This is a genomic window from Bifidobacterium actinocoloniiforme DSM 22766 (assembly GCF_001263395.1).
Lineage (GTDB): Bacteria > Actinomycetota > Actinomycetes > Actinomycetales > Bifidobacteriaceae > Bombiscardovia > Bombiscardovia actinocoloniiformis.
The window spans coordinates 1,090,116-1,115,223 of sequence record NZ_CP011786.1 but is presented as its reverse complement, the minus strand read 5'-3'; the positions used below and the strand labels follow the sequence as shown (position 1 = coordinate 1,115,223).

23 protein-coding genes and 1 tRNA gene are annotated in these 25,108 nt (G+C 64.2%); 16 read left to right on the top strand and 8 right to left on the bottom strand.

The genetic code is table 11. The annotated features are described in order from the left end of the window. The first annotated feature begins 159 nt into the window (after positions 1-159). From AB656_RS04605 to AB656_RS04595, 4 genes are all read left to right on the top strand, one after another. Complete coding sequence (locus AB656_RS04605) at positions 160-804, top strand: hypothetical protein (RefSeq protein ID WP_033503608.1); 645 nt, start codon at positions 160-162, stop codon at positions 802-804. Between the two features lie 71 nt (positions 805-875). Continuing rightward, positions 876-965, top strand: coding sequence for a 30S ribosomal protein bS22 (locus AB656_RS07635; RefSeq protein WP_003817716.1), 90 nt, complete (start codon positions 876-878; stop codon positions 963-965). 195 nt (positions 966-1,160) lie between these two features. Further along, positions 1,161-1,667: a thiol peroxidase gene (gene tpx, locus AB656_RS04600; RefSeq protein ID WP_033503606.1), complete on the top strand. Its 507-nt coding sequence runs from the start codon at positions 1,161-1,163 to the stop codon at positions 1,665-1,667. 49 nt (positions 1,668-1,716) lie between these two features. Continuing rightward, complete coding sequence (locus tag AB656_RS04595; protein WP_051905356.1) at positions 1,717-2,109, top strand: SdpI family protein; 393 nt, start codon at positions 1,717-1,719, stop codon at positions 2,107-2,109. Between the two features lie 132 nt (positions 2,110-2,241). On the opposite strand, the gene rpiA is transcribed toward AB656_RS04595, so the two are convergent. The 4 genes from rpiA to AB656_RS04575 all read right to left on the bottom strand — a co-directional run bounded on the left by rpiA (position 2,242) and on the right by AB656_RS04575 (position 7,055). Further along, a complete protein-coding gene (gene rpiA, locus AB656_RS04590; RefSeq protein WP_033503605.1) occupies positions 2,242-2,940 on the bottom strand; it encodes a ribose-5-phosphate isomerase RpiA in 699 nt (232 codons plus the stop codon). A gap of 62 nt (positions 2,941-3,002) precedes the next feature. Further along, positions 3,003-4,073 carry a ribonuclease H family protein gene (locus AB656_RS04585; protein ID WP_051905355.1) on the bottom strand — a complete coding sequence of 357 codons (1,071 nt, stop codon included), beginning with the start codon at positions 4,071-4,073 and terminating at the stop codon, positions 3,003-3,005. Between the two features lie 86 nt (positions 4,074-4,159). Further along, positions 4,160-5,836, bottom strand: a complete 1,677-nt coding sequence (gene pgm / locus AB656_RS04580) for a phosphoglucomutase (alpha-D-glucose-1,6-bisphosphate-dependent) (protein ID WP_033503604.1) — start codon at positions 5,834-5,836, stop codon at positions 4,160-4,162. A 127-nt stretch (positions 5,837-5,963) separates the two neighbouring features. Next, positions 5,964-7,055: a diacylglycerol/lipid kinase family protein gene (locus AB656_RS04575; RefSeq protein WP_144418936.1), complete on the bottom strand. Its 1,092-nt coding sequence runs from the start codon at positions 7,053-7,055 to the stop codon at positions 5,964-5,966. Positions 7,056-7,372: 317 nt separating this feature from the next. On the opposite strand from AB656_RS04575, the gene sdaAB reads away from it, so the two are divergent. The 9 genes from sdaAB (at position 7,373) to AB656_RS04530 (ending at position 17,541) form a co-directional block, all read left to right on the top strand. Then, complete coding sequence (gene sdaAB, locus AB656_RS04570; protein WP_033503602.1) at positions 7,373-8,053, top strand: L-serine ammonia-lyase, iron-sulfur-dependent subunit beta; 681 nt, start codon at positions 7,373-7,375, stop codon at positions 8,051-8,053. Between the two features lie 12 nt (positions 8,054-8,065). Further along, entirely contained in the window at positions 8,066-8,941 is an 876-nt protein-coding gene (sdaAA, locus tag AB656_RS04565; protein ID WP_033503600.1) for an L-serine ammonia-lyase, iron-sulfur-dependent, subunit alpha, read from the top strand. 147 nt (positions 8,942-9,088) lie between these two features. After that, positions 9,089-10,414, top strand: coding sequence for an aromatic amino acid transport family protein (locus tag AB656_RS04560; RefSeq protein ID WP_081924883.1), 1,326 nt, complete (start codon positions 9,089-9,091; stop codon positions 10,412-10,414). 208 nt (positions 10,415-10,622) lie between these two features. Beyond that, complete coding sequence (gene serS, locus AB656_RS04555; protein WP_033503598.1) at positions 10,623-11,909, top strand: serine--tRNA ligase; 1,287 nt, start codon at positions 10,623-10,625, stop codon at positions 11,907-11,909. A 284-nt stretch (positions 11,910-12,193) separates the two neighbouring features. Beyond that, positions 12,194-12,814: an MptD family putative ECF transporter S component gene (locus AB656_RS04550; RefSeq protein WP_033503675.1), complete on the top strand. Its 621-nt coding sequence runs from the start codon at positions 12,194-12,196 to the stop codon at positions 12,812-12,814. A gap of 5 nt (positions 12,815-12,819) precedes the next feature. Next, positions 12,820-13,494, top strand: a complete 675-nt coding sequence (locus tag AB656_RS04545) for an energy-coupling factor transporter transmembrane component T family protein (protein WP_158336160.1) — start codon at positions 12,820-12,822, stop codon at positions 13,492-13,494. Then, on the top strand, positions 13,487-14,971 hold the full coding sequence (locus AB656_RS04540; protein ID WP_033503597.1) for an ABC transporter ATP-binding protein: 1,485 nt from the start codon (positions 13,487-13,489) through the stop codon (positions 14,969-14,971). The genes AB656_RS04545 and AB656_RS04540 overlap by 8 nt, the downstream gene beginning before the upstream one ends. Positions 14,972-15,011: 40 nt before the next feature. Continuing rightward, positions 15,012-15,094: transfer RNA gene (locus AB656_RS04535), tRNA-Ser, on the top strand. A 263-nt stretch (positions 15,095-15,357) separates the two neighbouring features. Further along, entirely contained in the window at positions 15,358-17,541 is a 2,184-nt protein-coding gene (locus tag AB656_RS04530) for a hypothetical protein (RefSeq protein ID WP_033503596.1), read from the top strand. A gap of 111 nt (positions 17,542-17,652) precedes the next feature. Here AB656_RS04530 and AB656_RS04525 read toward each other — a convergent pair whose 3' ends face one another. Beyond that, the gene (locus AB656_RS04525) at positions 17,653-18,660 is read right to left on the bottom strand and encodes an aldo/keto reductase (RefSeq protein WP_033503594.1); all 1,008 of its coding nucleotides are present in this window, start codon (positions 18,658-18,660) and stop codon (positions 17,653-17,655) included. A 130-nt stretch (positions 18,661-18,790) separates the two neighbouring features. Beyond that, complete coding sequence (locus AB656_RS04520) at positions 18,791-19,312, bottom strand: NAD(P)H-dependent oxidoreductase (protein ID WP_033503593.1); 522 nt, start codon at positions 19,310-19,312, stop codon at positions 18,791-18,793. A gap of 176 nt (positions 19,313-19,488) precedes the next feature. On the opposite strand from AB656_RS04520, the gene AB656_RS04515 reads away from it, so the two are divergent. After that, entirely contained in the window at positions 19,489-20,124 is a 636-nt protein-coding gene (locus tag AB656_RS04515; RefSeq protein WP_033503592.1) for an HAD family hydrolase, read from the top strand. A gap of 7 nt (positions 20,125-20,131) precedes the next feature. On the opposite strand, the gene AB656_RS04510 is transcribed toward AB656_RS04515, so the two are convergent. Together AB656_RS04510 and AB656_RS04505 are read right to left on the bottom strand one after the other, a co-directional pair. Next, positions 20,132-20,797: a LuxR C-terminal-related transcriptional regulator gene (locus tag AB656_RS04510; protein ID WP_033503591.1), complete on the bottom strand. Its 666-nt coding sequence runs from the start codon at positions 20,795-20,797 to the stop codon at positions 20,132-20,134. A 119-nt stretch (positions 20,798-20,916) separates the two neighbouring features. Then, a complete protein-coding gene (locus tag AB656_RS04505; protein WP_033503673.1) occupies positions 20,917-22,224 on the bottom strand; it encodes an ATP-binding protein in 1,308 nt (435 codons plus the stop codon). 307 nt (positions 22,225-22,531) lie between these two features. Here AB656_RS04505 and AB656_RS04500 point away from each other — a divergent pair, with 307 nt between their 5' ends. Further along, on the top strand, positions 22,532-24,310 hold the full coding sequence (locus tag AB656_RS04500) for a PspC domain-containing protein (RefSeq protein WP_033503589.1): 1,779 nt from the start codon (positions 22,532-22,534) through the stop codon (positions 24,308-24,310). Further along, a complete protein-coding gene (locus AB656_RS04495; protein WP_033503588.1) occupies positions 24,300-25,061 on the top strand; it encodes a hypothetical protein in 762 nt (253 codons plus the stop codon). Before AB656_RS04500 ends, AB656_RS04495 begins: the two co-directional genes overlap by 11 nt. The last annotated feature ends 47 nt before the right edge of the window (positions 25,062-25,108 follow it).

The window sequence follows — 25,108 nt, the reverse complement described above, 5'->3', positions numbered from 1 at the left end:
CAAGGCGGCAGGCCCTTCATCGCCGGCGCAAGGCCCTTGACGGCATCGCCTGACCAGCCCTGGACCAAGCGTGCGCGCCGATGGTGGCCGGTCCTTTTTCATGCAAGTTTTCGCGGACCCTACACGAGCCGTTCAAAGCCCTTGTGAGAGAATCGGAGTATGCCTGAAAACAAGCCTGAGGTTAAACCGCAAAGCCAGACGGCAGCCGTCCGCCGCCGCCGCTTAAGCGTGGTCATCGGTGCCGCCGTCATCGTGATCCTGGTCCTCTTCTCCGCTTTCGTGTGGCCCCACTGGGCGCCCCGAAGTTCCACCGCTGTGCCCGCCGCCAGCTCCTCGACGGGTGGCGATGTCGCACCCTCGCAGACTCAACCGACCATTAAGGCCCAGCCTTTGCCCCAGGGCGCTTCCGACCTGCTCAAGGCCATGCCGGATTCGGTCGGGGCCTTCGCCCGTCTCAATGCCCAGGCGGCCGCGGACTGGCAGTCCGCATCGCCGCTGGAGGAGTATCAGTTGACCTACTCGACTGGTGCCGCCGCGAAGGATGTGACCCTCCGCGTGGCCCAGTGGAGCCAGGAGGAGGACGCCAGCAAGCAGTACGAGGCCCTGGCCGCCGCCCAGCATGGTAAAGAGCTGGCTTCGGGCAAGGTCAAGGTCTCCGGCAAAGCCACCGGATCATACAGTGAGCATGAGGTTGACGGGGACGCCAAGAGGGCAGTCGTCGTGTGGCGCAACGCCACGGCGATCTTCCAAGCCGAGGGGCCCAAGGCCTCGGTTGACGCCTTCTACCAGGCTTTCCCCCTATAAAGGTCCCTGAACCGGTGTATTATAGGGCGAGTTGCACACTTACCATCAGATGTTAAGGAACGGAGGCTCGGATGGGGTCTGTCATCAAGAAGCGCCGCAAGCGTATGAGCAAGAAGAAGCACCGCAAAATGCTGCGTAAGACCCGCCACCAGCGCAAGTAGTAGCGCTCCCACGGTTCGTGAAGCCCCCGAGCCGTATGGCTGGATTGCTCCCCAGGGAGTTCCGGCGCATGGGTCGAGCAGGGTGCATGAAGGTCAGTGTCGTTACGGCGCTGGCCTTTTTTCATGGTCGTCCATTGTCGCAGTCCACTGAAGCGGGGTGCTGCGTGGGGACGGTTTGTGTGCGATGATAGTTTCATGGCACAAATACAAGTAGGTGGCACTCCCACAGCAACGGTAGGAACCCTCCCCGAGGTCGGCGGCCCGGCCCCGGCCTTCACCCTGGCTGGTGAGGATTTGAATGATGTCGTCTCCTCCTCCTTCACTGGCCGCAAGCTGATCCTCAGCATCTTCCCTTCCTTGGACACCGGTGTGTGCTCCATGTCGGTGCGCAAGTTCAACCAGATGGCCCAGGAGCTGGATGACGCTTCGGTCCTGTGCGTCTCCATGGATCTGCCCTTCGCGCTTGGTCGCTTCTGCGGGGCCGAGGGCATCAAGGACGCCCAGGCGGCGTCGGCCTTCCGCTCAAGCTTCGGCCAGGACTACGGGGTGACCATTGCTGAGGGTCCAATGCAGGGTCTGCTCTCCCGATGCGTGGTCGTCATCGATCGGGGAGGAAAGGTGGCTTACACCCAGCAGGTGGCCGAGGTCCATGACGAGCCCGACTACCAGGCCGCCCGCCAAGCCGTGGAAGCCTTGGACTGACCGCTGGCGGTACAGGGGAGTGCCCGCAAATCGGGGCGAGGAGGTAGCAATGGTCATTGTGGCGGTTCTTTTCACGGCGGTAGCGGCTCTGGCGGGCTGGATGTATATGGGTGCCAGGAAGGGTCGTTTGACGCGCAACTCCGCGGCGGGTCTGCGCACCCCGGCCATCATGGCTTCCGACGAGACCTGGGAGTACGTCCACCACAGGTATGCGGCGGTCTTTCTGGGCATGGCCATGCTCTCGGGTTTGTCCGCGCTGGTGGTCGTCGCCGGGTGCCTGGCGGTCCACAGCGTGATGAGGATCGCTGACTGGGCCTTTGCTTTGCTGATGCTCTTGATGCTTGCGCTTTGGTTGCTGTTGGTTGTAGGAGGCATCAAAGCCGACAAGGATGCCAAGGCGTTCAACGCCAAGCATGGGATCAAGGCTGATGCCGGCTACTGACCGCAGTGCGTCCGACGGCCTACGGCCCGCTGGGAATCGTTGTCGGGTCGATGCTCCACCTGCCGCGCGGTAGCAATAAGCGAGCGCCCCGCCCGTCGGATGGTCGGTGGGGCGCTCGCCTGGTGTTAAAGCCTACTTGTTGGAGTTGCTCAGAATCCTGGGGCCGTGGGGGTCGCCGATGATGACGGTGTCCACCATGTTGAGGAAGAGCCCGTGCTCGACCACGCCGACCGTGTTGATCAGGTCCTCGGCCAGGTCCTGGGGGTGGTCGATGCGTCCCAGGTGCAGGTCCACCACGAAGTTGTTCTCATCGGTGCGCACCTCCTTGCCGTCAGCGGTCTTGCGCAGGACGGGCTTGTAGCCGCGGTCCTCGAAACGCTTGATGACATGGCCGGCGCCGAAGGGGATGACCTCGACCGGCAGGGGGAAGGCGCCGATGGTGTCCACCACCTTGGACTCGTCCACGATCCAGACGATCTTATCGGAGTTGGTGGCCACGATCTTCTCCCAGAGGAGGGCGGCGCCACCGCCTTTGATTCCGTTGAAGTTCCTATCCACCTCGTCCGCGCCGTCGATGGTCACGTCGATGCGGTCCACGTCGTCCACGTCCACGATCGTGATGCCGTAGCCCTCGGCCTGCTCCTGGGTGCGGCGGGAGGTGGTGACGCCGGTGAAGCGCAGTCCCTCCTCCTGCACACGGCGGCCTAGCTCGTCCACCAGGAAGCGGACGGTCGAACCGGTGCCCAGGCCGGCGATCATGCCGTCCTCCACCAGCTTCGCGGCCTCAATGCCCGCAGCCTTTTTCAACGCGTCCTGCTGTGCCTTATCCATGCAATCTCCTTTACGCGCCACTGGACTGGCGCTCTGCCGTATTGGACTGAATCTAAATTAGTCTAAAACTGTGGGCTGTCGAGTTGCTCGCCGCCGTCGCCAGTGTCGCGCTCGGTGATTGAGTGCAAGCGGAAGGGGGCGGATATGTGCACCCGGCCCTTTTGGTCGATGTCCGCTTCGAAGGTGATTGAGCCCGAGACGTGGAGCGCTTTATCGGCGAAGTAGGGTGAGCTCGATGGGGGAGGGGTGATGGTCAAGTCGCCGGAGGCGGTCAGGCCGCGCGCTGGTTCGGCGCTTTCGGTGCCCTCGCCCGCTTCGTCCTCGCCCGTCTCGGCCTGGTCGTCGTCAGATTCCTGAATCTCGGCTTGACCTGCAGCGCCGCCCACTGGTTCTATAATCTCGGTCCTGGCTTCGTCATCCAAGATTTCGGTCTCGTCCGGCAGGTCCGTCTGCGCGTCCAGCGGCTGCTGGATGGGCATGGGCCGCTCTGGACGGTCGTCGTCGCCCGCGACCTCGGCTTCGTCGGTTGGCAGCTGGCCGCTCCCGGCGCTGACTGCGCTTGTGGGGGGGGCGACGCCTTGCCCCTTAAGTTGCAGGCGGACCTCCTCGGAAATCTTGAGCCCCTTGGTGTAGGGGGAAGCCAGCAGGGACTGCCAGCCCTCCAAAGGCAGGTAGGAGCGCTTGGTGCCGGCCCGTGCGGCTGAGGCGTAACCGCGTGCCAGGTCGTCGACCTGCTCGTTGAAGCGCTCGCCGGCGTGGCCCTTGACCCAGAAGAACCTGACCGGTCCCTGGCGCTGGCGAAGCTCCTGGTCGATCGCCTCGATCAGCGCCCGGTTCTTGACCGGTTTGCCGGCGGCGTTGCGCCAGCCCTTCTTCCTCCATCCTGCCACCCACTTGGTGGAGCAGTTGATCGCGTATTGGGAATCGGTTTGAATGGTCAGCGGCATGGAGCCGGGGTGGGCGCGCAGGGCTTGCAGAACCGCGCACAGCTCGCCAATCTGGTTGGTGCCATTGGTGGCCCCGCCGGCGTCCTGGCCACCGCCCTGGTGGTCGACCCAGCCCCACCCCATAGGCCCATTCGGGTTGCCCAGGGCCGATCCGTCGGTGGAAACGACAATCTGATCTTCGGTCATACCCTCTACTTTAGATGGTTCACCTGAAAAGCTGGAGGCCGTACCCCTGCCTGGGGAAGCGGCCTCCAGCTTTGCCTGCGCTGCTTTCAGTCAGAAAGGGCCTGGCCAACCACCTCGTCGGCTTCGGTGAGGACTTGGGCCAGGGAATCCGGGGAGACGAAGGATTCGGCGTAGACCTTGTAGATGTTCTCGGTGCCGGAGGGGCGGGCAGCGAACCAGTTGTCGGCCGTGGTCACCTTGATGCCGCCGATCTTGGCGCCGTTGCCGGGCGCTTCGGTCAGCTTGGCGGTGATGGGCTGTCCGGCCAGCTTGGTCTCGGTCACGTCCGCCGGGGTCAGGGCGCCGAACTTGGCTTTCTGCTCCAGGCTGGTGGGCGTATCGACCCGCTGATACCAGCTTTCGCCAAAGCGCTCCACCTGGGACTGGTGCAGCTGGGCCGGGTTCTTGCCGGTCTTGGCTGTTATCTCGGCCGCCAGAAGGTCGGGAATCAGCCCGTCCTTGTCAGTGGTCCACACGTGGCCGTCGAAGCGCAGGAAGCTCATGCCGGAGCTCTCCTCGCCGCCAAAGGCCACTTGGCCCTTGAAAAGCGGGTCCACGAACCACTTGAACCCGACCGGCACCTCCACGAGCTTGGCGCCGATGGAGGCTGCCACCCGGTCAATCAGCGAGGACGAGACCAGGGTCTTGCCTACTCCAGACTCGGAGGGCCAGTCGGGCCGGTGGCCGGAGAAGAGGTATTCCACGCACACGGCGATGTAATGGTTGGGGTTCATGACCCCCGATCCAGGGCAGACGATGCCGTGGCGGTCGGCGTCAGGGTCGGTGCCGCCCACCAGGTCGTAGGAGTCCCAGGCGCCGGCGTCCAGCCGCTCCACCAGGCCGCGCATGGCGTAGGGGGAGGAGGGGTCCATGCGTATCTTGCCGTCGTGGTCGATGGTCATGAACCGCCAGGTGGGGTCCACGCCTTCGTTCAGCACGCCGATGTTCAGGCCGTATTGTTCGTTGATCAGCGGCCAATAGTTGACCGAAGCGCCGCCCAGGGGGTCGATGCCCAGGCGCACGCCCGAAGCGCGGATGGCGTCAAAGTCGATTACCTTGTTCAGGTCGGACACGTAGTGCTCGCGGTAGTCGAAGCGCTCCACCAAATCTGACTTGACCGCCTGTTCGAAGGGGATGCGCTTGACCTGGCGGTAGGAGCCCAGGAGCTCGTTGGCGCGCTTGGCTATGGCCTGGGTGGTGGACTCGGGCGCTGGGCCGCCGGTGGGCGGATCGTATTTGAAACCGCCGTCGGTGGGCGGGTTATGGGAGGGCGTGACGACGATGCCGTCGGCCAGGTCGTCGCCAGTGAACCGCTGGGAGCCGTCCTTGGCCCGGTTGTGGGTCAGGATGGCTTGGGAGATGGTGGGGGTGGGCGTGTAGTCGTCGCGAGCGTCGATGCGCACTCGCACGCCGTTGGCGACCAGCACCTCGATGGCGGTCTTCCATGCCGGCAGGGAGAGCGCATGGGTGTCACGGCCCAGGTAGAGCGGTCCGGTGACGCCTTCCTTGGCCCGCTGCTCGGCGATGGCCTGGGAGATGGCGACGATGTGGGCCTCGTTGAAGGAGGAGGTCAGCGAGGAGCCGCGGTGGCCGGACGTGCCAAAGGAGACGCGCTGGGCGGCCTCGCCGGTATCTGGGACCAGGTCGTAATATTTGCCGACGACCTCGTTGACATCAATCAAATCTGCTGGGGTGGCGGGCTGTCCCGCATTGATAGCAACCATGCCTCTTATTATCGCATGCGAGGGTGACCGAAAATCGCACAATACACAACGAAATCTCACAAGTATGCACAGCTCAACCAAGCGGAGCGGTGGTTTCAGCAGCCATGCAAGCCGCCCGGCCAATGCCTCAGTCCACCGGCACCCGCACGCACAGGGCCTGATGGTCCACGGTCAGCTCGATGTGCTGGGTCTGCCCCAGGATGTCGCCGTCCACTTGGGCCAGGGCCGGTTCCTTCAACCGTATGCTGGCGCTGGAGCCCTGCACCTGCACGATTGAGGAGTTCGTGGACAGGGGGCTCTGGTTGGGCTTGCGGGTGATGGTCTGGTGCATCACGTCGCCGAAGAGGTTGGCCCAGCCGATCAGCCCGCCGGAGGTGTCAATCAGCTCGAAGTCCAGTATCCCGTCGTCGAAGGAGGCGTCTGGCATCAGCGAGAAACCTGGGATCTCGCCGCAGTTGCCGGCCATGAAGGTGCGGAACTCCACGTCCTTGTTGGTCTGGGAGCGCCCGTCGGGTTGGCGGATGGTCACGTCGCCGTGGTATTTGTCGGCGAACAGGTGCTTGGCGCCGGAGATGAAATAGGCCAGCCAGGAGATGCTCTTTTTCAGGTTGGGGTCCGTGTCGTCTATCATCATCGCGTCGAAGCCGATGCCCGCGATGATCAGGAAGGCGTGCTTGGTTTGAGGGGAGGATGAGTCCAGGATCCTCATCCGGCCCACGTCGACCAGGCGCGAGCCGTGCGAGGTGGCTACAGCCAAGGCCGCGTCCATGTCGCCGACTGGGATGTTCAGATTGCGCGCGAACAAGTTGCCCGTGCCGATTGGAACGATGCCCAGGGTGTGGCCGGTGCTGGCCACGGCGCTCGCGACCGTGCGCACCGTGCCGTCGCCGCCGACCGCCACCACGATGTCCGCGCCCTCGTCCACGGCTTGGAGCGCGCAGGCCTTGCCGTCCTTGTCGAGCTGGGTGTCGTAGAAACGCACGTCGTCCAGGCCCTTGGCCCCGCAGAAATCCTTGATCAGTCCGCGTGCCTGCTCGGCCTGGGGCTTGGAGGGGTTGATCACGAAAGCGTAGGAGACGCGGTCACCGTCATCGTGCCTGGCCTGGAGGCTGGCCTCGAGCCGGCGGCGGGCGCGGGCGCGCAGCCAAAGCGCCAGAGCCGCCAAGGCCGCGATGACGCAGACCACCCCGGCAAGGACGACGATCGCTGATAATGGCATGATCTCCATTTTCCGCGTTCGGGCGGGCTGAGGGAGCAGGAGGGCTTGAACGTCAACGATTCCTGCACGTAAGCGGTTCGGAGGGGGGCGGAACGCCCGGGAGTCGGATGTAATGGAAAAGGCTTACGCTAAGGATGTGATTGATGTCTCATGATGGTGTGACAATCATCACCGTCTCCAAGGGAGCAGGCTGAAATGTGACAAGGCGAGCGGCGGCATGGGCCAGTACCGGGTCCGTCCTGCCTGGGAGGAAGTGCCTGGTTACAGGCATGACGTGCGGTGTGTTGAAGCAGTGCTAGGCAGTGAAAGGACGTGCGATGTCACAGAACTACAAGAGCGTGTTCGACATCATAGGCCCCGTGATGATCGGTCCTTCGAGCTCGCATACCGCGGGCGCGGTGGCTATCGGCAGGGCGGCCAACAGCATCATCGGTGGCCCGCCGGATAAGGCTGTGATTCGATACTACGAATCCTTCGCGCAGACCCACAAGGGCCACGGGACGGATTATGCGATCGTCTCGGGCCTGCTGGGCTTCGAGCCGGACGACAGCAGGGTGCCGCAGGCGGTCGACATCGCCCGCGGCCAGGGCATTGACATCCGGTTCGTTGAGGAGCAGGGTGACAGCCCGATCAAGCACCCTAACACCGCGATTTTGGAGATGACCAAGGACGGCCGCCAGGTGACCGTGTCCGGTTGCTCGATCGGTGGCGGCACGATTGAGATCCGGCGGATCCAAGCGGACGGCTTCGACATCCAGCCTGGCGGGTTGCTGCCCTTCCTGCTCGTCGAGGAGCCGGGCACCGGCCAGACATGCGAGGACGAAGTGAAACCGATCGCGGACAAGCTCGCCAGCTTGGGCGTGCTCGGCGGATGTAGCGAATGCTGTGATGAAGAGAGAGGGAAGACCATGTACGCCTTTGATTTGGACAAACCGCTGACCGCTCAAACCGTCAAGGACTTCGCGAGTCACTCGTCCCGTATCTCGTACATCAGTTAGGAGTCAGGGAAGATGTTCAACTCGGTCAAGGAATTAGTGGAAACCAGCGAGCGGGAGAATCTGCCTGTCTCGGAGATTATGATTCGCGACGAAATGGAACGCTACGGCGAAGAGCGCGAGCAGGTCTGGGATCGCATGGCGAAGAACCTGGACACAATGGATGCGGCGGTCGTCAAGGGCTCCACGGACAAAGGCGTCTTCTCGCAGACCGGGCTGACCGGCGGCGAAGCGGCCCTGCTCAGGGACTATCGCAAAAACAAGGTGAGCTTGTCCGGCGACGTGATGATGGAGGCTGTGCAAGCGGCTATAGCCACCAACGAGGTCAACGCCTCCATGGGCGTCATTTGCGCCACCCCGACCGCGGGGTCGTCAGGCACCCTGCCCGGTGTGCTGGCGGCCCTGAAACGGCGGCTGGAACTGCCTAGGGAAGGGCAGATTCGTTTTCTCTTCGCAGCCGGGGCCTTCGGCATGGTCGTGGCGAACAACGCGATGATCGCGGGGGCGACCGGCGGTTGCCAGGCCGAGGTCGGTTCCGCTTCCGCCATGGGCGCTGCGGCGGCGGTGGAGGCTGCCGGCGGCGATGCGAACATGTCGGCTGAGGCTTTCGCCATCGCCATGAGCAACTTGCTGGGATTGGTGTGCGACCCCGTCGCGGGCCTGGTGGAGCTGCCCTGCGTCAAGCGCAACGCTATCGGTGCGGGCAACGCCCTCATCGCGGCTGACATAGCCCTGGCTGGTGGGACCAACAAGATCCCGGCCGACGAGGTCATCGTGGCCATGCGCCAGGTGGGTAAGAACCTGCCAGCATCCCTGCGGGAAACCGGCATCGGTGGTTTGGCCGGCACGCCGACCGGTGAGGGCTTCCGCAGGACCATCTTCGGCAAGTGACAAATAGTGGACAAATCGGGAGTGCGCAATCGCTCGCGAATACTATTGCAATAAGAGGCATTGGCTTGTCCTGGCGGCGTTTTGACGGTGCTGGGTTGGTCATTGATGAATATCTGTTGTGAGAGCAAGAAAGGGATACTGCACAATATGGAAAACAAGGCAGCGACCTCACCTCAGGACCCATCTGAGGTAAAAGGCACTAAGGAGTATGCCAGTAAGTGGCATAAAGGCGATACCACGTGGATGCTGAGCCTGTTCGGCACAGCCATCGGCGCGGGCGTCCTCTTCCTGCCCATCGACGCGGGTAGTGCGGGCATCATCGGCCTCGTGTTCATGACCATCATCGCCTTCCCGACGACCTTCTTCGCCCACCGGGCCATGAGCCGCTTCGTGCTCTCGGCCAAGAACCCGGGCGACGACATCACTGATGTGGTCGAGCAGCACTGGGGCTGGAACTTCGGCCTGGTCTTCACCATCATCTACTTCCTGTCGATCTTCCCGATCCTGCTGGTCTACGGCATTTCGATCACCAACACCACCGAGAGCTTCATCGTCAACCAGATGCACATGGGCGCGCCGCCGCGTTGGCTGCTTTCCCTGGTCCTGGTCGTCGTGCTGATGCTGATCGTGCGCCTGGGCACGACGGTGACCACTAAGGTCATGTCGATCCTGGTCTACCCGTTCGTGATCGTGCTGGTGCTGTTCGCCCTGTACCTGATCCCCCACTGGAACACCAGCATCTTCACCTCTTTCCCGCGCAACGCTTCTGGCGGCTTCTCCTTCACCGGGCTGCTTGAGGGCCTGTGGCTGCTGATCCCCGTCATGGTGTTCGCCTTCAACCACTCCCCGATCATCTCCTCCTTCTCTGTGGCCGAGCGCGAGGAGTACGGCGACGAGTACGTGGACCAGAAGGTCACCAAGGTCCTGCAGCGGGCCGAGCTGATGATGGTCTGCGTGGTTATGTTCTTCGTCTTCTCCTGCGTGCTGTGCCTGGGCCCTGCCCAGCTGGCCGAGGCCAAGGCCCAGAACATCTCGATCCTGTCCTACATAGCTAACCAGTTCAACAACCCGCTGATTTCGATCGTGGCGCCGCTGATCTCCTTCATCGCCATCGCCAAGTCCTTCCTGGGCCACTACCTGGGCACCAGCGAGGGCCTGTCCGGCATCATCCGCAAGATCGCGAAGAAGTCCGGCAAGCAGGTCTCCGATAAGGTCATGACCATCTGCGTGGAAGGCATCATCCTGGTGTGCGCGTGGCTCGTCGCCTGGGCCAACTTTTCGGTGATGAACATGATCGAGACCATGATCGGCCCGATCATCGCCTTCGTGCTCTTCCTCATGCCTATGTACGCGATTCACACGGTCCCCTCGCTCAAGAAGTACTCGGGCAAGGCCAGCAACGTGTTCGTCGTGATCATCGGCCTGATCGCCGTGAGCGCCATCTTCTACAACATCGTCATGCTCTTCAACTGAGTCTGGCCGTTTTTCGGGGGCAGGGGCGCGTTCCGTCGTTTTGCGCGGGGCGCGCCCCCGCCGCGTATCTTGGGCTTACTATAGAAGCTGTAGGGTGAACCGAGCCTACAGGAATAAGGCAGTTGAGATGGCAGTCGGCGGGGATTGTACGGGCCGAGGATGGGGTCGTATTAAGCCGCCTGTCCCCTTACGGGAGTAGGATTAAACCATGTTAGATATACAATTCATCCGCGACCACGCGGACATCGTCAAGGACTCCCAGCGAAAGCGCGGGGAGTCCGTCGAACTGGTCGACGAAGTGCTGCGCGCCGACTCGGAGCGTCGTGAGGCCTTGCAGGCCTACGAGTCGTCCCGGGCCGAGCAGAAGGAGCTGGGCAAGCAGGTCGCCTCGGCTTCTGCGGATGAAAAGTCCTCACTCCTGGAGAGGACGAAGAAGCTTTCCGATCAGGTCAGCGAGTACAAGTCCAAGGCCGACGCTGCGGACGAGGCCTACACGACCGCTATGTGGAAGTTCAGCAACATCGTCGAGCCTGAGGCCCCCGCCGGTGGAGAAGACGACTATGTGGTCGTCAAGAAGGTCGGCACTCCCCGCGACTTCAAGGCCGAGGGCTTCGAGCCTAAGAACCACCTGGAGCTGGGCGAGGGCGTGGCTGGCATCGATATGCGGCGCGGCGTCAAGATTTCCGGTTCCCGTTTCTACTTCCTGCGCGGCGACGTGGCCCGCATGGAAATCGCCATGCTGACCATGGCGGTGGATCAGGCGATGGAGCACGGCTTCATCCCCACGATCACCCCCACCCTGGTGCGTCCCGAGGTTATGGCCGGCACCGGCTTCCTCAACTCCCACGCCGAGGAGATCTACCGCCTGCGCGAGCCCGACGACCAGTACTTGGTCGGCACCTCCGAGGTGTCCCTGGCCGGTATGCACGAGGATGAGATTTTGGATTTGGAGTCCGGCCCCCTGCGCTACTGCGGCTGGTCCACGTGCTACCGCCGCGAGGCTGGCGCCGCTGGCAAGGACACGACCGGCATCATCCGCGTCCACCAGTTCGACAAAGTCGAGATGTTCGTCTACTGCAAGCAGGAGGATTCCCGCGACCAGCACCAGCAACTGCTGGCTATGGAGCAGGAGATGCTGGCAAAGGTCGAGGTGCCCTACCGCATCATCGACACCGCCGCTGGCGACTTGGGCTCCTCCGCCGCCCGCAAGTTCGACTGCGAAGCCTGGGTGCCCACCCAGGAGCGCTACCGCGAGTTGACCTCCACCTCGAACTGCACCGAGTACCAGGCCCGTCGCCTGAACGTGCGTGAGCGCACGGCCGACGGCGGCACCCGCGCGGTCTCCACCCTGAATGGCACGCTGGCCACCACCCGCTGGCTGGTCGCCATCCTGGAGAACCACCAGAACAAGGACGGCTCCATCACCATTCCCGAGGCCTTCCGGCCGTACATGGGCGGCAAGGAAGTCATCGAGCCCACTCAGTGGGAGGCCTGAGACTCTCCCGGTTTTCCCGAGCGACATCCCGTGCTCACGCGCGAGCCATCAGGCGAAACGCGGGGCGCGGGATGTTTCGCATCCAGGCCTCCTTGCGCGGTCCGCCCGACGGGTAATGGCCTTATAAGCAAACGGTAGGCATACCGCTCCTCGCCCAGGGAAAGCGGAAAATGACCCTTGCCAGGCGGCTGGCGGTCCCATAGGCTGGTAAGTGAGACAAGTGGCTGCGGCATCTGTCGCGGCGGGGATTCAGCGGGCCAAAAGGCGCGGGCGGAAGCATGATCATGGGCGGATTCGCGGCTTTAAAGACCAAGGACCTGATTAACGTCGGGATTTACAGCGCCCTCTACTTTATCTGCATGGGCCTGGCCGAGGGGTTGACCACCCTGGTCACAGGCCTGCTCCTGCCCGGCTTCACCTCGATTTTCGTCCCTGGCATCGTCGGCCTGCTGGCGGGACCGGTCTATATGCTCATGTGCCGCAAGGTGCCGCGCTTCGGGGCGCTGACCATCATGGGCGTGCTGATGGGCCTCTTCTTCCTGATTTCCGGCCACTTCGCCCTGGCCTTCATCCCTTACGTCCTGTGCGGTCTGCTCGCCGACCTGGTCGAAACCGGTCTGAACCGTGGCAGCGTCCACATCCCCTGGCGGGTCCTGAGTTACCTGGTCTTCACCTTCGGTTCGCTGGGCCCGGTCCTGCCCCTGTGGTTCATGAAGAACGCCTACGTGGCCAGCCTGGTCAAGCGCGGTAAGAGCCGGGACTATATCAACGCCCTCTTCTCCCACGTCACCGCCCCCACCTTGATCGCCTGCCTGGCCATCACGGTCGTCGGCGCCTTGGTCGGCGCTTGGATAGGCCAGCGGCTGGTCTCCAAGCACTTCTCGGAAGGGGCGGCCAAGGGATGAGGCCGGTGTGCATATTCAGCAAATTCTTTCTGGTGGTCTTTGCGAACGCGCTCCTGTTCTTCAACCTGCCCATCTGGTTGCAAGCCGCCTCCTACGCCTACTTATGCCTGCTCTTCCTACCGGCCCGGCGCTGGCGTCAGGCGGGCATGTGGTTGGCGGTTTGCGCGGTTTTCGTGGCCGGTGATGCCTGCGTCCTGCTCTACCCCGACAACTTGCTGGGCCATTACCTGCTTTTCCTCTTCTCGGCCCTGGGAAAGATGCTTCCGGTCGTGGTCGTGGCCGCGCTGATTTTCTCCACCACTCGCGTCTCCGAACTGGTGTACGGGCTGCGGACCTTGCGCCTGCCGCAGTGGGTGGTTGTGCCGATGAGCGTGCTCTTCCGCTTCTTTCCCACTATCCGCCACGACTACCATCAGATTCGTGACGCGATGAAATTCCGGGGCATCGCGGTCAATGGCTCCGACCTGGCCCTCCATCCCTTGCGCAGCATGGAGTACATCTACGTGCCTTTGCTGAACAACGCCTCAAACGTGGCGGGCGACCTGACCGCTGCGGCCCTGACCCGGGGCCTGGCTGATCCACAGCGCAAGACCTCCCTGTACGGTCTGTCGGTGTTCTCCAGCGACCTGGTCTGCCTGATCGTGGGTCTGGGGCTGCTGGGGTGCCTTGCCTATGCTTGATCTGCGCAACGCCTCATTCACGTATTCGGGCCAGGAGCAGCCCGCGCTCGACCGGGTGAGCCTGAAGTCCCCGGCCGGCCAGGCGCTGGTGGTCACTGGCAAGTCCGGTTGTGGGAAGACGACGCTCTCGCGGGTGATCAACGGCCTGATTCCGGAACTTTACGAAGGTGGTCTGGAAGGGGAGTGCCTGGTGGACTGCCTGTCCACTGGCAGCACGCCCATCTCCCAGCTCTCCCGGCGGGTGGGGTCAGTGTTCCAGGATCCCAAAACCCAGTTCTTCACCACCGACGTGACCAGCGAACTGGCTTTTCCGCTGGAGAACGCGGGGGTGGACCGGGCCAGTATCCGCGCCCGCCTGGACCAAGTGGCGGATTTATTCGGCATCCGGCGGTTTCTGGATAGGAGCATGTTCGCCCTGTCCGGCGGGGAGAAGCAGCTGGTCGCCATCGCCTCGGCCTGCATGCCCGGCCCCAAGCTCCTGCTATTGGACGAGCCCTCGTCCAACCTGGACGCCCGAGCCATCGAATCCCTGGGCCGTGTGCTGGCCATGCTCAAGGAGCGGGGCATGACGATGGTGATTATCGAGCACCGGCTTTACTACCTGCGTGACTTGGCTGACCGGTTCGTGGTCATGGACCAGGGCAGGGTCAGTCATGAATTTGAGCCGGGCCAGATGGCGGCCCTGGACGCGCCCGCCCGTGAACGGCTGGGCCTGCGCGCACTCACCCTGCCGACCGCCGGCCCGGACGCCGCCGCTCCCGCCGTCCCTCCTGATGACGCACCAGCCCACACGCTGCGTATCCACGACCTCTCCTACACCTACCACGGGGCGGATCGGGCGGCTTTGCGCGTCGATGACCTGGAGATGGACGGGCGCGATGTCATTGGCATCGTGGGGCGCAATGGCGCCGGTAAATCCACCTTCGCCAAGGCCCTGACCGGGCTTATCACAGGGGCCAAGGGCGCGCGCGTCAGCCTGGATGGCCGCAGGCTGGGCCGCAAGGACCTGACCCGGGCCTCCTTCCTGGTCTTCCAAGACGTCAACTACCAGCTCTTCAGCGAGAGTGTGGCCAAGGAGCTGCGGCTTGGAGCCGTCGGGGTCGATCAGGCGCGGGTGGAGGAAGTGGCGGCCCGCCTGGGTTTGACCGACCTGTTGGACCGTAATCCGAATCCGCTCTCAGGCGGGCAGAAGCAGCGGGTGGCGGTGGGGTGCGCCGTGCTGTCCGGCAAGCGGATCGTGATCATGGACGAGCCGACCAGCGGTCTGGACCTGACCCACATGAACGAAGTGACCGAGTCGATTGGATACTTGCGTTCCTTGGGGGCTATCGTCTTGGTCATCTCCCACGACCGCGAATTCCTTTTGAAAACCTGCACCCGCTTCCTGACGTTCGAAGAGGGCGCGATTACGACCGACACCAAAGACCTGCCCGATTCGCGGCTCGGCGAGTCGAGCCCAGCGGATTGTAAGCCGTGACCGCTAAACTAGAGAGGCATCGCCTCGTGTAGGCGGTCGAGGACAGGTGTCTGAGCGGTCGAAAGAGACGGTCTTGAAAACCGTTGAACGCAAGTTCCGCGGGTTCGAATCCCGCCCTGTCCGCAAACGGGGTTTCCGGCTGAGCGTCGGAAGCCCCTTTTTATCCGGCGTTCGTGTGGACGCCGGCCGGCATCCGCGCCGTCATATGCGAGTAGGCCGTCGCCCTCCCTCGCACGCTGCATGCTGGGCGCAAGGGTGGCGGTCGCCCGGTCCCTTGCAAGGTCGCCAAGTTCGCGGGTTCCATTAAGATGTCGCCTATGCGTGTAGGGCGGGTGAGGGAAATTCCACAATGGTTGGAGAAAAACCTCCGCTCTTCAGAACGCAGGATGCTCGTCCCAATCGCGCTCATAGCGGTCTTCGTCTGCCTTGAGGTCTTCGTGGCGAATATGCCCTTTTGGCGCAGCCTGGGCGATGACACGGAGGCGGGCCGCTCGTCGCTGGGCCCCGGGCTGGTGGCCCACCCCGATCGGGGGACGGCCACCGTCATCGACCCGCATGGCGCCTGGCGCGACGTATCGAGCCCGCAGCCGATCCGCTACCTGTACTTGCGCCCGGCCGCAAACCTGAGCGCCCAATCCGGGGCCGTGTCCAACCAGGCCCTGTCGTGGAAGCTCTCGACCCGTAAGCGCACCGACGGTGGTTGGTACGACGCCACCAGCGTCCATCAGTACTCCACCGGGGCTCCGCGGTCGCGCTACCTGCACGTCGGCGACGGCGCGAACGCGGTGCGCTTCCACTACCAGGTGCGCTCCGGCGATGTCATACCCCTGGATGATGTGAGCGTCAACCCGCGGGTGCCATACCGCGTGGACTGGTCCCGGCTTGCGCTGGAAGCCCTGCTGATTGTGATCATCCTCGCGTTCAGGCCAGGCAGCGGCCTCTACCTCCGCCCCTTCCGCGCCCTCAGCCCCCGCTGCCTGGCGCCCCTGGCGGCGGTGTTCGCCCTCGACGCGGCCGGCATAGTGGGCTTGTGGTTGGTCTTCGGGATGCCGACCGCCACGACGGTGCCCCACAAACTGTTCAACGACATGTTCTTCGATTCCAATCAATACGGCGACTTGGCCAAGGCGCTTTTGCACGGGCGGCTCAACCTGGACCTGCCGGTCAACCGTCAGCTGGCCGAGATGCCCAACCCCTACGACACGGCCACCCGTATGCGTTTGGCTCGCGAGGACCCGCAAGGCACCCCCATCTTCTTCGATGTGGCCTTTAAATCAGGCAAATACTACAGCTACTTCGGCGTACTGCCAGCCATTATCGCCTTCATGCCCTACCGGGCGCTGACAGGCCAAGACCTGCCCGCATCCTCGGCTGTGCTGGCTTTCGCCCTGGTGTTGGCCTTGTGCTCCCTTGCGGTCACCGTGCAGGTGGCCCGCTGGTTCTCCCGTCGGGGGCACCCGGTCAGCTTGGGCTGCGTGCTGCTGATCGCCAGCGGTATGCTCTTCTGCACGCCCATGTTCTACGTGCTCCACAGCGAGGTGTTCTACCAACTGCCGCAGACGCTTTCAATCAGCCTCACTTTCCTGGGGCTGTGCTGCTGGATCGAGTCGAAACTGCGCGATCTGAATAAGGGCTGGCTGCTGGCCGGTTGCCTATGCATGGCGCTGAACCTGGCCAGTCGGCCTGCGTTCGTGCTCGCTTCCCTCTTGGCCCTGCCGCTTTTCTGGGGCGAGATTCGGGACTTGTGGGAGCGCGGCCTGCGCGGGGGGAAAGGCCTGCGTGAGGAGGCGCTGACCTGGTTGTGCGCCCTGGCGCCTTACCTGCTGGTCGCCGCCCCGCTGATGGCTTATAACGCCGCCCGCTTCGGCCGCCCGCTCGACTTTGGGGCCAACTACAACCTGACCGCCTACGACATACCACACAGTTCTTCGCCGCTCTCGCAGCTAGTGCCCCTCTCCTTGCTCTACTTTTTCCAGCCGCCGAACCTGGCCACCACCTTCCCCTTCCTGCTGCGCACCAGCCAGGACATGTCGCCCTGGCTGCCCGAACAGGCCAGTTACGGCGGCCTGTTCACCCTGCTGGCTCCCTTCACCCTGCTCATCTTCGCCCTCAAGCCCTGCTGGCGGCGGCTCCGTGAACGGCAGGTGGGGGCCTTCTGCGCGCTCACAGGCGCGATCGGCCTTCTGATGTACGCCTTCACCGCGCACACGGCGGGCTACAGCATGCGCTACATCCTGGATTTCGGTTGGGCGCTCGCGCTGGTCTTCGCCTGCTGCCTCCTGGCTTTTGACTCCCGCCGGTCCGCTCAAGGGGACGCGGACGATTCGGCCCTGGCCGGTGAGATCGGCGCAAGGTCCGGCGAGGGTGGACCGCTCGCATTGCCGGATCGGGGGCCTGAGCCGGAGGCCAGGCTGGCGCCCCTGTCCGCCTTCTCCCGCAGTGCGATGGGCTGCGCGACGGCCGGCCTGGTCATCGCTGTCCTGGGCGCCTTCCTGTATGTTTTCGAAACCCGCAACTGGGTCAACGACCAGCTTTGGTGGAGCGTGAACTCCTGGTTCCTGTTCGTATGACCAAGGCCCTGCCCTCAAACGGCTGATCGACGAGCGACTGACCATGTAAGCGGCGACCCCCTCCCGGCCTATGCCTGGAGAGGGGTCTCGGTGCGTGGGGGAGGAACCCGGTCAGCGGGTGAAGTCCGTCTGGTCGGGCGCCCAGGGGCCGGTGACGGTGTGGGGGAGGTAGGGCTCCTCCAGGTAGGCCATGTCGTCGGGGGTCAGATCCAGGTTCAGGGCATCGACCGCGCTGCGCACGTGGTCGGGCTTGTGGGCGCCGATGATGGGGGCGGCCACCTGCGGTTTGTGAAGGAGCCATGCCAGGGCCACCTGGACCATGGGCGCCTCGTACTTGCCAGCCAAATGGTGGACTCGCTCGACTATTTCCATGTCTTGGCTCTCGGTGTGGTCATACTTGCCTCGGGCCACCTGGTCGCTCTGGTACCGCTTGGTTTGGGCGCTCCACTGACGGGTGAGGCGACCCGAGGCGAGCGGGCTGTAGGGGGTGACGGCCACATTCTCGTCCTGGCATAGGGGCAGCATCTCGCGCTCCTCCTCCCGGTAGAGCAGGTTCATATGGCTCTGCATGGAGATGAAGGGCGTCCAATTATGGGAGGCGGCGACGAATTGGGCCTTCTCGAACTGCCAGGCGTACATGGCGCTGGCCCCCAGGTAGCGCACTTTGCCGGCCTTGACCAGGTCGTGCAGGGCCTCCATGGTCTCCTCGATCGGAGTGCGGTAGTCCCAGCGGTGGATGATGTACAGATCCACGTAATCCATGCACAGGCGCTCCAGGCTCTGGTCGATCTGATGCATGATGGCCTTGCGGGACAGGCCATGCTGGTTGGGCTTGTCGGAGTGGGTGAAGAAAACCTTGGTGGCTACGACGACCTCGTCGCGCTTGGCGTTCTTCTTGAGCGCCTGGCCCAGGTAGCGCTCGCTGTCGCCGTAGGAGTAAATGTTCGCGGTGTCGAAGAAGTTGATGCCCAGGTCCAGGGCTTGCTTAACCACGGCCTCGGAATCCTCGGCCCCGACCGCCCAGGGGAACATGTCGTTGCCGGGCGTGCCGAATCCCATGGAGCCCAGGCAGATCCTGGAGACGTCCAGGCCGGAATTGCCTAATTTGGTGTATTGCATGGCGTTTGCCTTCTTGCTTGTTGTGCTGTTGGTGGTCTTGCGTCCTTCACGCGCCGCCTCGCTTGGCCGGCGCGTGAAGGGCTGGGTAAAGGTCTTGCCTGACGGCTCCGTGGCCCAGGGATTCAGCGGGTCACTGGCTCAAGCGTTCGGCGAAGGCACGGGCGGCTTCCTCCAGTCCAGCGTCGCTGATTGAGCTGGCGCCATGAACCAGGAAGGGCTGCTGCCAGTCCATGCCGGTATAGCGGGCCGTGGTCCGCCAAGGGGTCAGCAGGTCGGCGCCCCTGACCGCGAACTCACCCTCGGGCCGGTACTTCTCCGCCGTCGCACCGATGGAGATGGCCAGCAGGAGTTGCTTGCCCCGGAGCTTGTCGCCGCCGGTCCCGTAAGCCCAGCCGTGCTCCAGCACGTCGTCCTCCCACTGCTTCAAGAGGGCGGGCGAACTGTACCAACGCATGGGGAAGAGCCAGACCACACGGTCGGCGGCCAACAGGCGCCCCTGCTCGGCCGCGACATCGATGCGAAAGTCGGGGTAGAGGGCGTATTCGTCGACCAAGGTCAGGTCGTTCCCAGGTCGCGCGGCCTGGGCCAGGCGGTGGGTGATGCGTGAGCCGGACTCCAGCTCGGGATGGAAAGCCAGGACAAGCGTGTTCATGCTGCTCCTTCTTTGCAGGGATGCGCCCCCAACGGCTTGATGTAAGCAATATAGAAGTTAAAGACGGCTTGAAGTCAATCGAGCGGCTGAGGCCTTATTCTGTGGGCGTAAGGGCGGGCGGGCCTGGCTGGGGAAGGGCGGACAGGCACAGGTTTGGGCTGGCCTAAGCTGGTGGTATGAGTGGAGCGAACGCGGGCGTTGTGGACAACGTGATTTTTGACTTCGGCGGGGTGCTGGTGGACTGGCAGCCGCGTCTGGCCCTGGAGGGGGAGTACCCGGATGGGGTGATAGACGCGCTGCTGGACCCGGAGGATGAGTGGGGCTTCTGGCGGTTCAACGACTTGTCCGACGCCGGCTGGAGCCAGGAGCGGATACTGGCGGACTACGAGAGCGACCACGGGCCGGCTGTGGCCTGGGTGCTGCGCACCTATTTCGCGCACGTGGAGCGGACCTTTCCCGCGATGATCGCCGGAATGGAAAAGCTGATGGAGGATTTGCGCGCGAGCGGGCTGCGTCTGTGGGGGCTGAGCAACATTTCCGGGTCCTCGGCGGTGGTGCTGCACGACAAGTTCGAGCCCATACGACGGTTGGACGGTATTGTGACGTCGGGCGAGGAGATGGTGCGCAAACCGGACCCCCTGATTTACCAGCTGCTTCTGCGGCGCTTTGGATTGGAGGCCGGGCGCTGCGTGTTCGTGGATGACAGGCCTGTGAATGTGGCGGCCGCTCGGAAGCTGGGCATCCACGGGCTGGAGTTCCGTGGCGCGCAACAGCTGAGGGAGGACCTGCGCGCTCTGGGTTTGGAGCTGTAGTCGGCGGTCAGACGATGCGGCGATCGACGGCCCAACGGGTCAGTTCGGAGCGGTTGGAGAGCTGGAGCTTACGCAAGACCGAGGAAACGTGCGTCTCCACCGTTTTGACCGAAATGAAAAGCTCGCTGGCCACCTCCCGGTAGGTGTAGCCACGGGCGATGAGGCGCATGACCTCTTGTTCGCGGCCCGACAGCCGGTCCAGCTCATCGTCATGGGCCGGGCCCTCGTCGCTCGCGCCGTCTTGGAAGGCGGAGAGGACGAAGCCCGCCAACTTGGGGGAGAAGACAGCGTAGCCTTCGTGCACCTGGCGGATGGAGGAGACCAGGTCGCCTGCGGAGATGGTCTTGGTCACGTAGCCGCGTGCGCCGGCGCGGATGACCGAGCCCACATCCTGGGGGGAATCGGAGACCGAGAGGGCCAGGAAAACCGAATTGGGGGCCAGGGGCTGGGAGCGGGTCAGGATTTCAGCGCCGCCTCCGCCTTGACCGCCGGGCACATGCACATCCAGGAGGACCACGTCGGGCTGGGTCTGGGCGATCATCGCCACTGATGACTCCACGTCCGCGGCCTGACCCACGATGGGGAAATAGGGTTCCAGGGTGGCGATGACCCCGGCGCGGAACATCTCGTGATCGTCCACCACGCCTACGCGAATCCGGGTTGGGTCCCGCATGCCGACGGATGCGGCCGGGCCATCCTCCGGGGCGTTTGCAGGAGCGCCGCTTGCGGTTAGGGGCGTCCGCGGGGTCTGCGCTCCTGGTCCCGCTTGTTTCCTCGCCTCTTCCATAGCCCTCACTCCAATCTGGTTTTCGCGTCGGTCGCCGTCCGCGTCGCCGTGCCTGGCCTGGCTTGATCGCTCTGGCTGGCTGCGGAGATGGGCATATGCATGCGCACCTCAGTGCCCCATCCAGGTCTGGAGACAATCTCCACTGTACCGCCGCGTCGCTCGATGCGCCCGATGATCGACTGGCGGATGCCCAGCCGGTCGGGCGGGATGGCTGCCGGGTCGAATCCGTCGCCGTGGTCGCGCACGAACACCTCCACTTTGGATTTGCCGGCTTCGCAATAGAGCGCGATTGGTTCACCACCGTGCGTGACCGCGTTGAGCAGGGCCTGCCTGGCGGCGTCCAGGAGGGCGTCGGTCTGGGCGGAGGGGAGGGCGTCGCCGACCGTGACCACGTCGATTGGTTGTCCGTGCTCGTCCTCGATCTGGGCCGCGATTTGCTTGAGCCCGGAACTGACTGAGCGGTCCGTGGGCGTCCGCTCCTGGTAGAGCCAGTCGCGCAGGTCGCGCTCTTGGCCCCTGGCCAGGGTGAAGACGGTTTGAGGGTCGTCGGCGTTCAGCTGGATCAGGGCCAGGGTCTGCAAGACGCCGTCGTGCAGGTGGGCGGCCATGTCCGCGCGCTCCTCTTCGCGCTCCTTGCCGGCGCGCTCCGAGCTGATCCGCTGGAGGAGGGCTTGGGCCCAGGGGGTCAGAACCACCGCCACCGAGGCCAGGACGGCTAGGGTCAGAATCATCATCTGCCAGGCTTCGCGCAGGGGGAAGACAGGGAACACGTAGGAGGCCAGGGCGGCCAGAATCAAGCAGGCGGACAGAGCCAGTGTGGAAACGCGGTGGCGGGCGCCATCGAATCGCAGCCAGGCGACCGCGATTCCCGCCCCCAGCAAGAGGGCTGGCAGCACTAAGTGGCCAGGCAGTCCCCGCCACAGGAAGGAGAGCGCCAGAGTCAGTAAGAGGGCGCCAAGGCCGATCAGCAATACCGGTTTAGACGCGCCGCGCAGCACATCGAGCAGGCCTTCCCGGGCCTCCGTGCCCTCCTTTTCGTCAGGTTCGCTGGCGGATGGTGCGTTGCCTCGGGATAAAGGCGAGTGCTCACCGGTGCTGGCAGCGGCCTGGGCGGCTACGTAAGGGTCGCCGACGGGGACGAAAATCCACAGGAGGATGTAGGCCGCCATCCCGATGCCGAACGCGAAAGTGAGGGCCAGCATGGCCAGGCGCACCCAAGTCACGCTGACGCCCAGGTGAAGGCTGATGCCCCGGCACACCCCGCATAGGATTCGGCCGTGTCGGGGGCGCATCAGGGGGAGGCGGGCCGGCATGAGCGGTGGGGGTGCGGTGGGTGCCGAGTCAGGTGGCGTGTAGGCCAGGCCAGGCCTGTAGCGGGTGAAGTCGGGCGTTTGGCCGGGAACCGGACCGGGGTTGGGTTCGGGCGGGGTGTAGGGCGGCTGACCGCAGCTGTAGCCGTATGGCTGCTGTCTGGGCTGAGCCTCGCGGCGCCGGCGATGGGAGAACATACTGCCATTATTGCCCCTGCGACCCCCTGGAAGCGGGTTTCGCTGGAAAATCAGGGTGGAATCAGGGTGTTCCCGGATAGGTTGGCGGGTCTCGTCCTGCTGTAATGGGGATATGAGCGATTTCAACCAGCAGACAGGCCCGGAAGCGGGCAAGGGTTACCAGGGTGGTTCCGGCGCCGGAGGCGGCTACGGTCAGGAGCCTGGCGCGGATTCGGGTCATGGGTATGGCCAGTGGCAAGCGGGACCTGGCGCGCAAGGCGGGCCCGGCTGGGGACAGGGTCCGGCGGCCGGCTCGAACCCTAACTACCAACAGCCCGGGCCGCGACCCGGGCCTGGCCCGTTCAAACCGGTGGGAGCCGGCGTCACCAGCCGCTTCTTCTCCTGGGTGCGCGGCAGCTACTTGCGCCGGTCCGACAACCGCTGGGTCGGTGGAGTATGCGGCGGCCTGGCCGAACGCCTAGGTTGGTCGCCGGCCCTGGTGCGCGTGATCATGGTGGTCTTCCTCCTGTGCTTCGGGGCCGGAGCGGCCTTCTATGGCTTCGCCTGGTTCATCCTGCCCGACAAGCACGGCGTCATCGTGGCTGAGGACCTTTTCGCCGGCATATGGCACGGGTCGATGGTGGGAATCATCCTCTGCTGGATTCTATCGATCGGTTCTCATGCCATAATCGTTCCCGCGCTGGTGGCGGTCCTGGTCCTGTGGGCCTTGCTGGCCTGGAGCGGCGAACAAGCCAAGCGATACGGCTGGGGGTATGGCCCGGGCTGGCAGTCAGGGGGCCCTGTCCCTTTCGATGATTCCGGCTGGCGGGAGCCGGGTCCCGCGCCGGCCGGCCCTGGCCCGGTCCCTGGCCCTGCGCCGGCCCCGCGCCCCACTCCTGCATATGGGCCTTACGGCTACGAGCAAGGTCCGTCTCCTCCGGGCTATGCGTCCTCTGCCGCCCCCGCGCCTGGGTTCCAGGGATCCCGGGTGCGTAAAGCCCGACGGAAGCCAGCTGGGCCCGCCCTGGTGCTGGTCTGCCTGGGGGTCGTATTTCTGAGTGGCTTGGTGGTGTGGGGCTTGGACTGCCGTTCGGGCGAAGTGGCGTCCTTGTCCACACTGCGGCTAGGGCTTATCTGGGTGGGCGGCCTCTCCCTGGCCTTGGGTGTTCTGCTGATGGTCCTGGGTGCGATGGGCCATCGCTCCGGTGGGCTGATTCCCGTGGCGGTCATCGTCCTGCTGATGGCCGTGATAGTGGCGGCCGGTTCCATCGGCTTGGAGGTCAACCGCAACGACTTGCGCCAGGAGCTGGCTGGATACGAGACGGTCAGTCTGCCCGCCAATGAGCATCTGAAGTTGGATTCCAAGCCCGAGCAGATGCGCCGCTATGAACGTGGCATCTTCCTGACCGGAGACCAGGCGTCCCCGGCTAGCGTCACCTTGGACCTGAGCGATTACCAGGCGAACAACGGCAAGCACCGGGTGCGGATGAACGACGGCTCCAAGCAGGATTCGGGCTGCCCGGCCGGCCAGGTGCGTATAGCGGCCTCCGCCGCGAACCTGCTGGTGAAACTGCCCCGAGGCTGTTCCTACGCGCTGGTCAAGGGGAGGGTTTTAAACGATCTGCCGGCCGCTGGCGGCGCGCCCTTGGACCTGAGCTCATGGTTGGACCATCATGCGCAGCTGGGCCTGGGCTGGGACGTCCACGCCGGCGACGGGATTGAGGAATCCGAGGGTCACGGGGCGGTGAGCCAACCCGAGCTTGATGTGAAGTTCGTTCATTCCTCGGACTGCGAGCTGTCTTTCCGTCATTCAGGGACCGCGACCTTGCCTCAGGACGGTAACGACCAGCCCTTTATGCATGATCGCGTCCACCGCGACCAAAACAGTGAGGATGATGAAGATGACGAGTGATGAAACCGAGGTCGAGGGCGTGATTGGCGGGCCAGGGGATCAGGAAGCGACCGAACAGGTGGAAGCGGCCCAGGCAAGCGCTCAGACTACCCAAAGTCCGGTCGAAGTGCCGGGCTTGAGCGAGGAATTGAACCAGGAGACGCGCACGACCCGAACGAACGGCGGCGCGATGAGCGGCGGAGGCGAGTCGGGCGGCGAAGACGGGCCGGCCGATGGCGCCATCGCCTCTGACGGCACTGACTTTAAGGCCGCCTCGCCCAGACGGAACGGAACCGGCTCAGATACTGAGGGCGCTGGTCCAGGCGCAGGCGGTTCCGCCCAGTCAGCGGCATCTCAGGGCTTCAGCGCCGGGGGTGTCGGGCCCGACAGTCCTCGCGGGGGCTCGGACCAGGCATCCTGGAGGCAAGGGCCGACAGGGGAGCCGCCGACCTACGTGTCCACGCCTCCGTACGCTTATGCGCAGCCCCAGCAGCCGGTCCAATGGGTCATGCCCACTGGACCGAATGCGGCGACCATCATCTTCGGCTTACTGTTGGCGGTCGTGGGTGTCTTCTGCCTGGTTTCGGGGGCTTGCTTCTCCTGGTACGGCATGGTGGGGCTGCATTTCACTGCGGAAACGGTCTTGATGATGATGTGCGCGGTGTTGGGCGGTTTCTTCCTCCTGGCAGGCCTGGTTTGGGGGCTGGTCTCTTGGACTAAAGGGAGGCGGTCCGGCCAAGGCGCGGCCCCTGGCTCTCCGGGCGAAGACTAGGGCTGGGGCCGATTCGGGCAGAAATGGCCCGTGGTAGCGGGGAGCCT

Bases quoted from the DNA above. Each gene is read 5' to 3' on its own strand.
- AB656_RS04605 (WP_033503608.1), top strand. From the start codon at position 160: ATGCCTGAAAACAAGCCTGAGGTTAAACCGCAAAGCCAGACGGCAGCC.
- AB656_RS07635 (WP_003817716.1), top strand. From the start codon at position 876: ATGGGGTCTGTCATCAAGAAGCGCCGCAAGCGTATGAGCAAGAAGAAG.
- tpx (WP_033503606.1), top strand. From the start codon at position 1,161: ATGGCACAAATACAAGTAGGTGGCACTCCCACAGCAACGGTAGGAACC.
- AB656_RS04595 (WP_051905356.1), top strand. From the start codon at position 1,717: ATGGTCATTGTGGCGGTTCTTTTCACGGCGGTAGCGGCTCTGGCGGGC.
- rpiA (WP_033503605.1), bottom strand. From the start codon at position 2,940: ATGGATAAGGCACAGCAGGACGCGTTGAAAAAGGCTGCGGGCATTGAG.
- AB656_RS04585 (WP_051905355.1), bottom strand. From the start codon at position 4,073: ATGACCGAAGATCAGATTGTCGTTTCCACCGACGGATCGGCCCTGGGC.
- pgm (WP_033503604.1), bottom strand. From the start codon at position 5,836: ATGGTTGCTATCAATGCGGGACAGCCCGCCACCCCAGCAGATTTGATT.
- AB656_RS04575 (WP_144418936.1), bottom strand. From the start codon at position 7,055: ATGCCATTATCAGCGATCGTCGTCCTTGCCGGGGTGGTCTGCGTCATC.
- sdaAB (WP_033503602.1), top strand. From the start codon at position 7,373: ATGTCACAGAACTACAAGAGCGTGTTCGACATCATAGGCCCCGTGATG.
- sdaAA (WP_033503600.1), top strand. From the start codon at position 8,066: ATGTTCAACTCGGTCAAGGAATTAGTGGAAACCAGCGAGCGGGAGAAT.
- AB656_RS04560 (WP_081924883.1), top strand. From the start codon at position 9,089: ATGGAAAACAAGGCAGCGACCTCACCTCAGGACCCATCTGAGGTAAAA.
- serS (WP_033503598.1), top strand. From the start codon at position 10,623: ATGTTAGATATACAATTCATCCGCGACCACGCGGACATCGTCAAGGAC.
- AB656_RS04550 (WP_033503675.1), top strand. From the start codon at position 12,194: ATGGGCGGATTCGCGGCTTTAAAGACCAAGGACCTGATTAACGTCGGG.
- AB656_RS04540 (WP_033503597.1), top strand. From the start codon at position 13,487: ATGCTTGATCTGCGCAACGCCTCATTCACGTATTCGGGCCAGGAGCAG.
- AB656_RS04530 (WP_033503596.1), top strand. From the start codon at position 15,358: ATGCTCGTCCCAATCGCGCTCATAGCGGTCTTCGTCTGCCTTGAGGTC.
- AB656_RS04525 (WP_033503594.1), bottom strand. From the start codon at position 18,660: ATGCAATACACCAAATTAGGCAATTCCGGCCTGGACGTCTCCAGGATC.
- AB656_RS04520 (WP_033503593.1), bottom strand. From the start codon at position 19,312: ATGAACACGCTTGTCCTGGCTTTCCATCCCGAGCTGGAGTCCGGCTCA.
- AB656_RS04515 (WP_033503592.1), top strand. From the start codon at position 19,489: ATGAGTGGAGCGAACGCGGGCGTTGTGGACAACGTGATTTTTGACTTC.
- AB656_RS04510 (WP_033503591.1), bottom strand. From the start codon at position 20,797: ATGCGGGACCCAACCCGGATTCGCGTAGGCGTGGTGGACGATCACGAG.
- AB656_RS04505 (WP_033503673.1), bottom strand. From the start codon at position 22,224: ATGCCGGCCCGCCTCCCCCTGATGCGCCCCCGACACGGCCGAATCCTA.
- AB656_RS04500 (WP_033503589.1), top strand. From the start codon at position 22,532: ATGAGCGATTTCAACCAGCAGACAGGCCCGGAAGCGGGCAAGGGTTAC.
- AB656_RS04495 (WP_033503588.1), top strand. From the start codon at position 24,300: ATGACGAGTGATGAAACCGAGGTCGAGGGCGTGATTGGCGGGCCAGGG.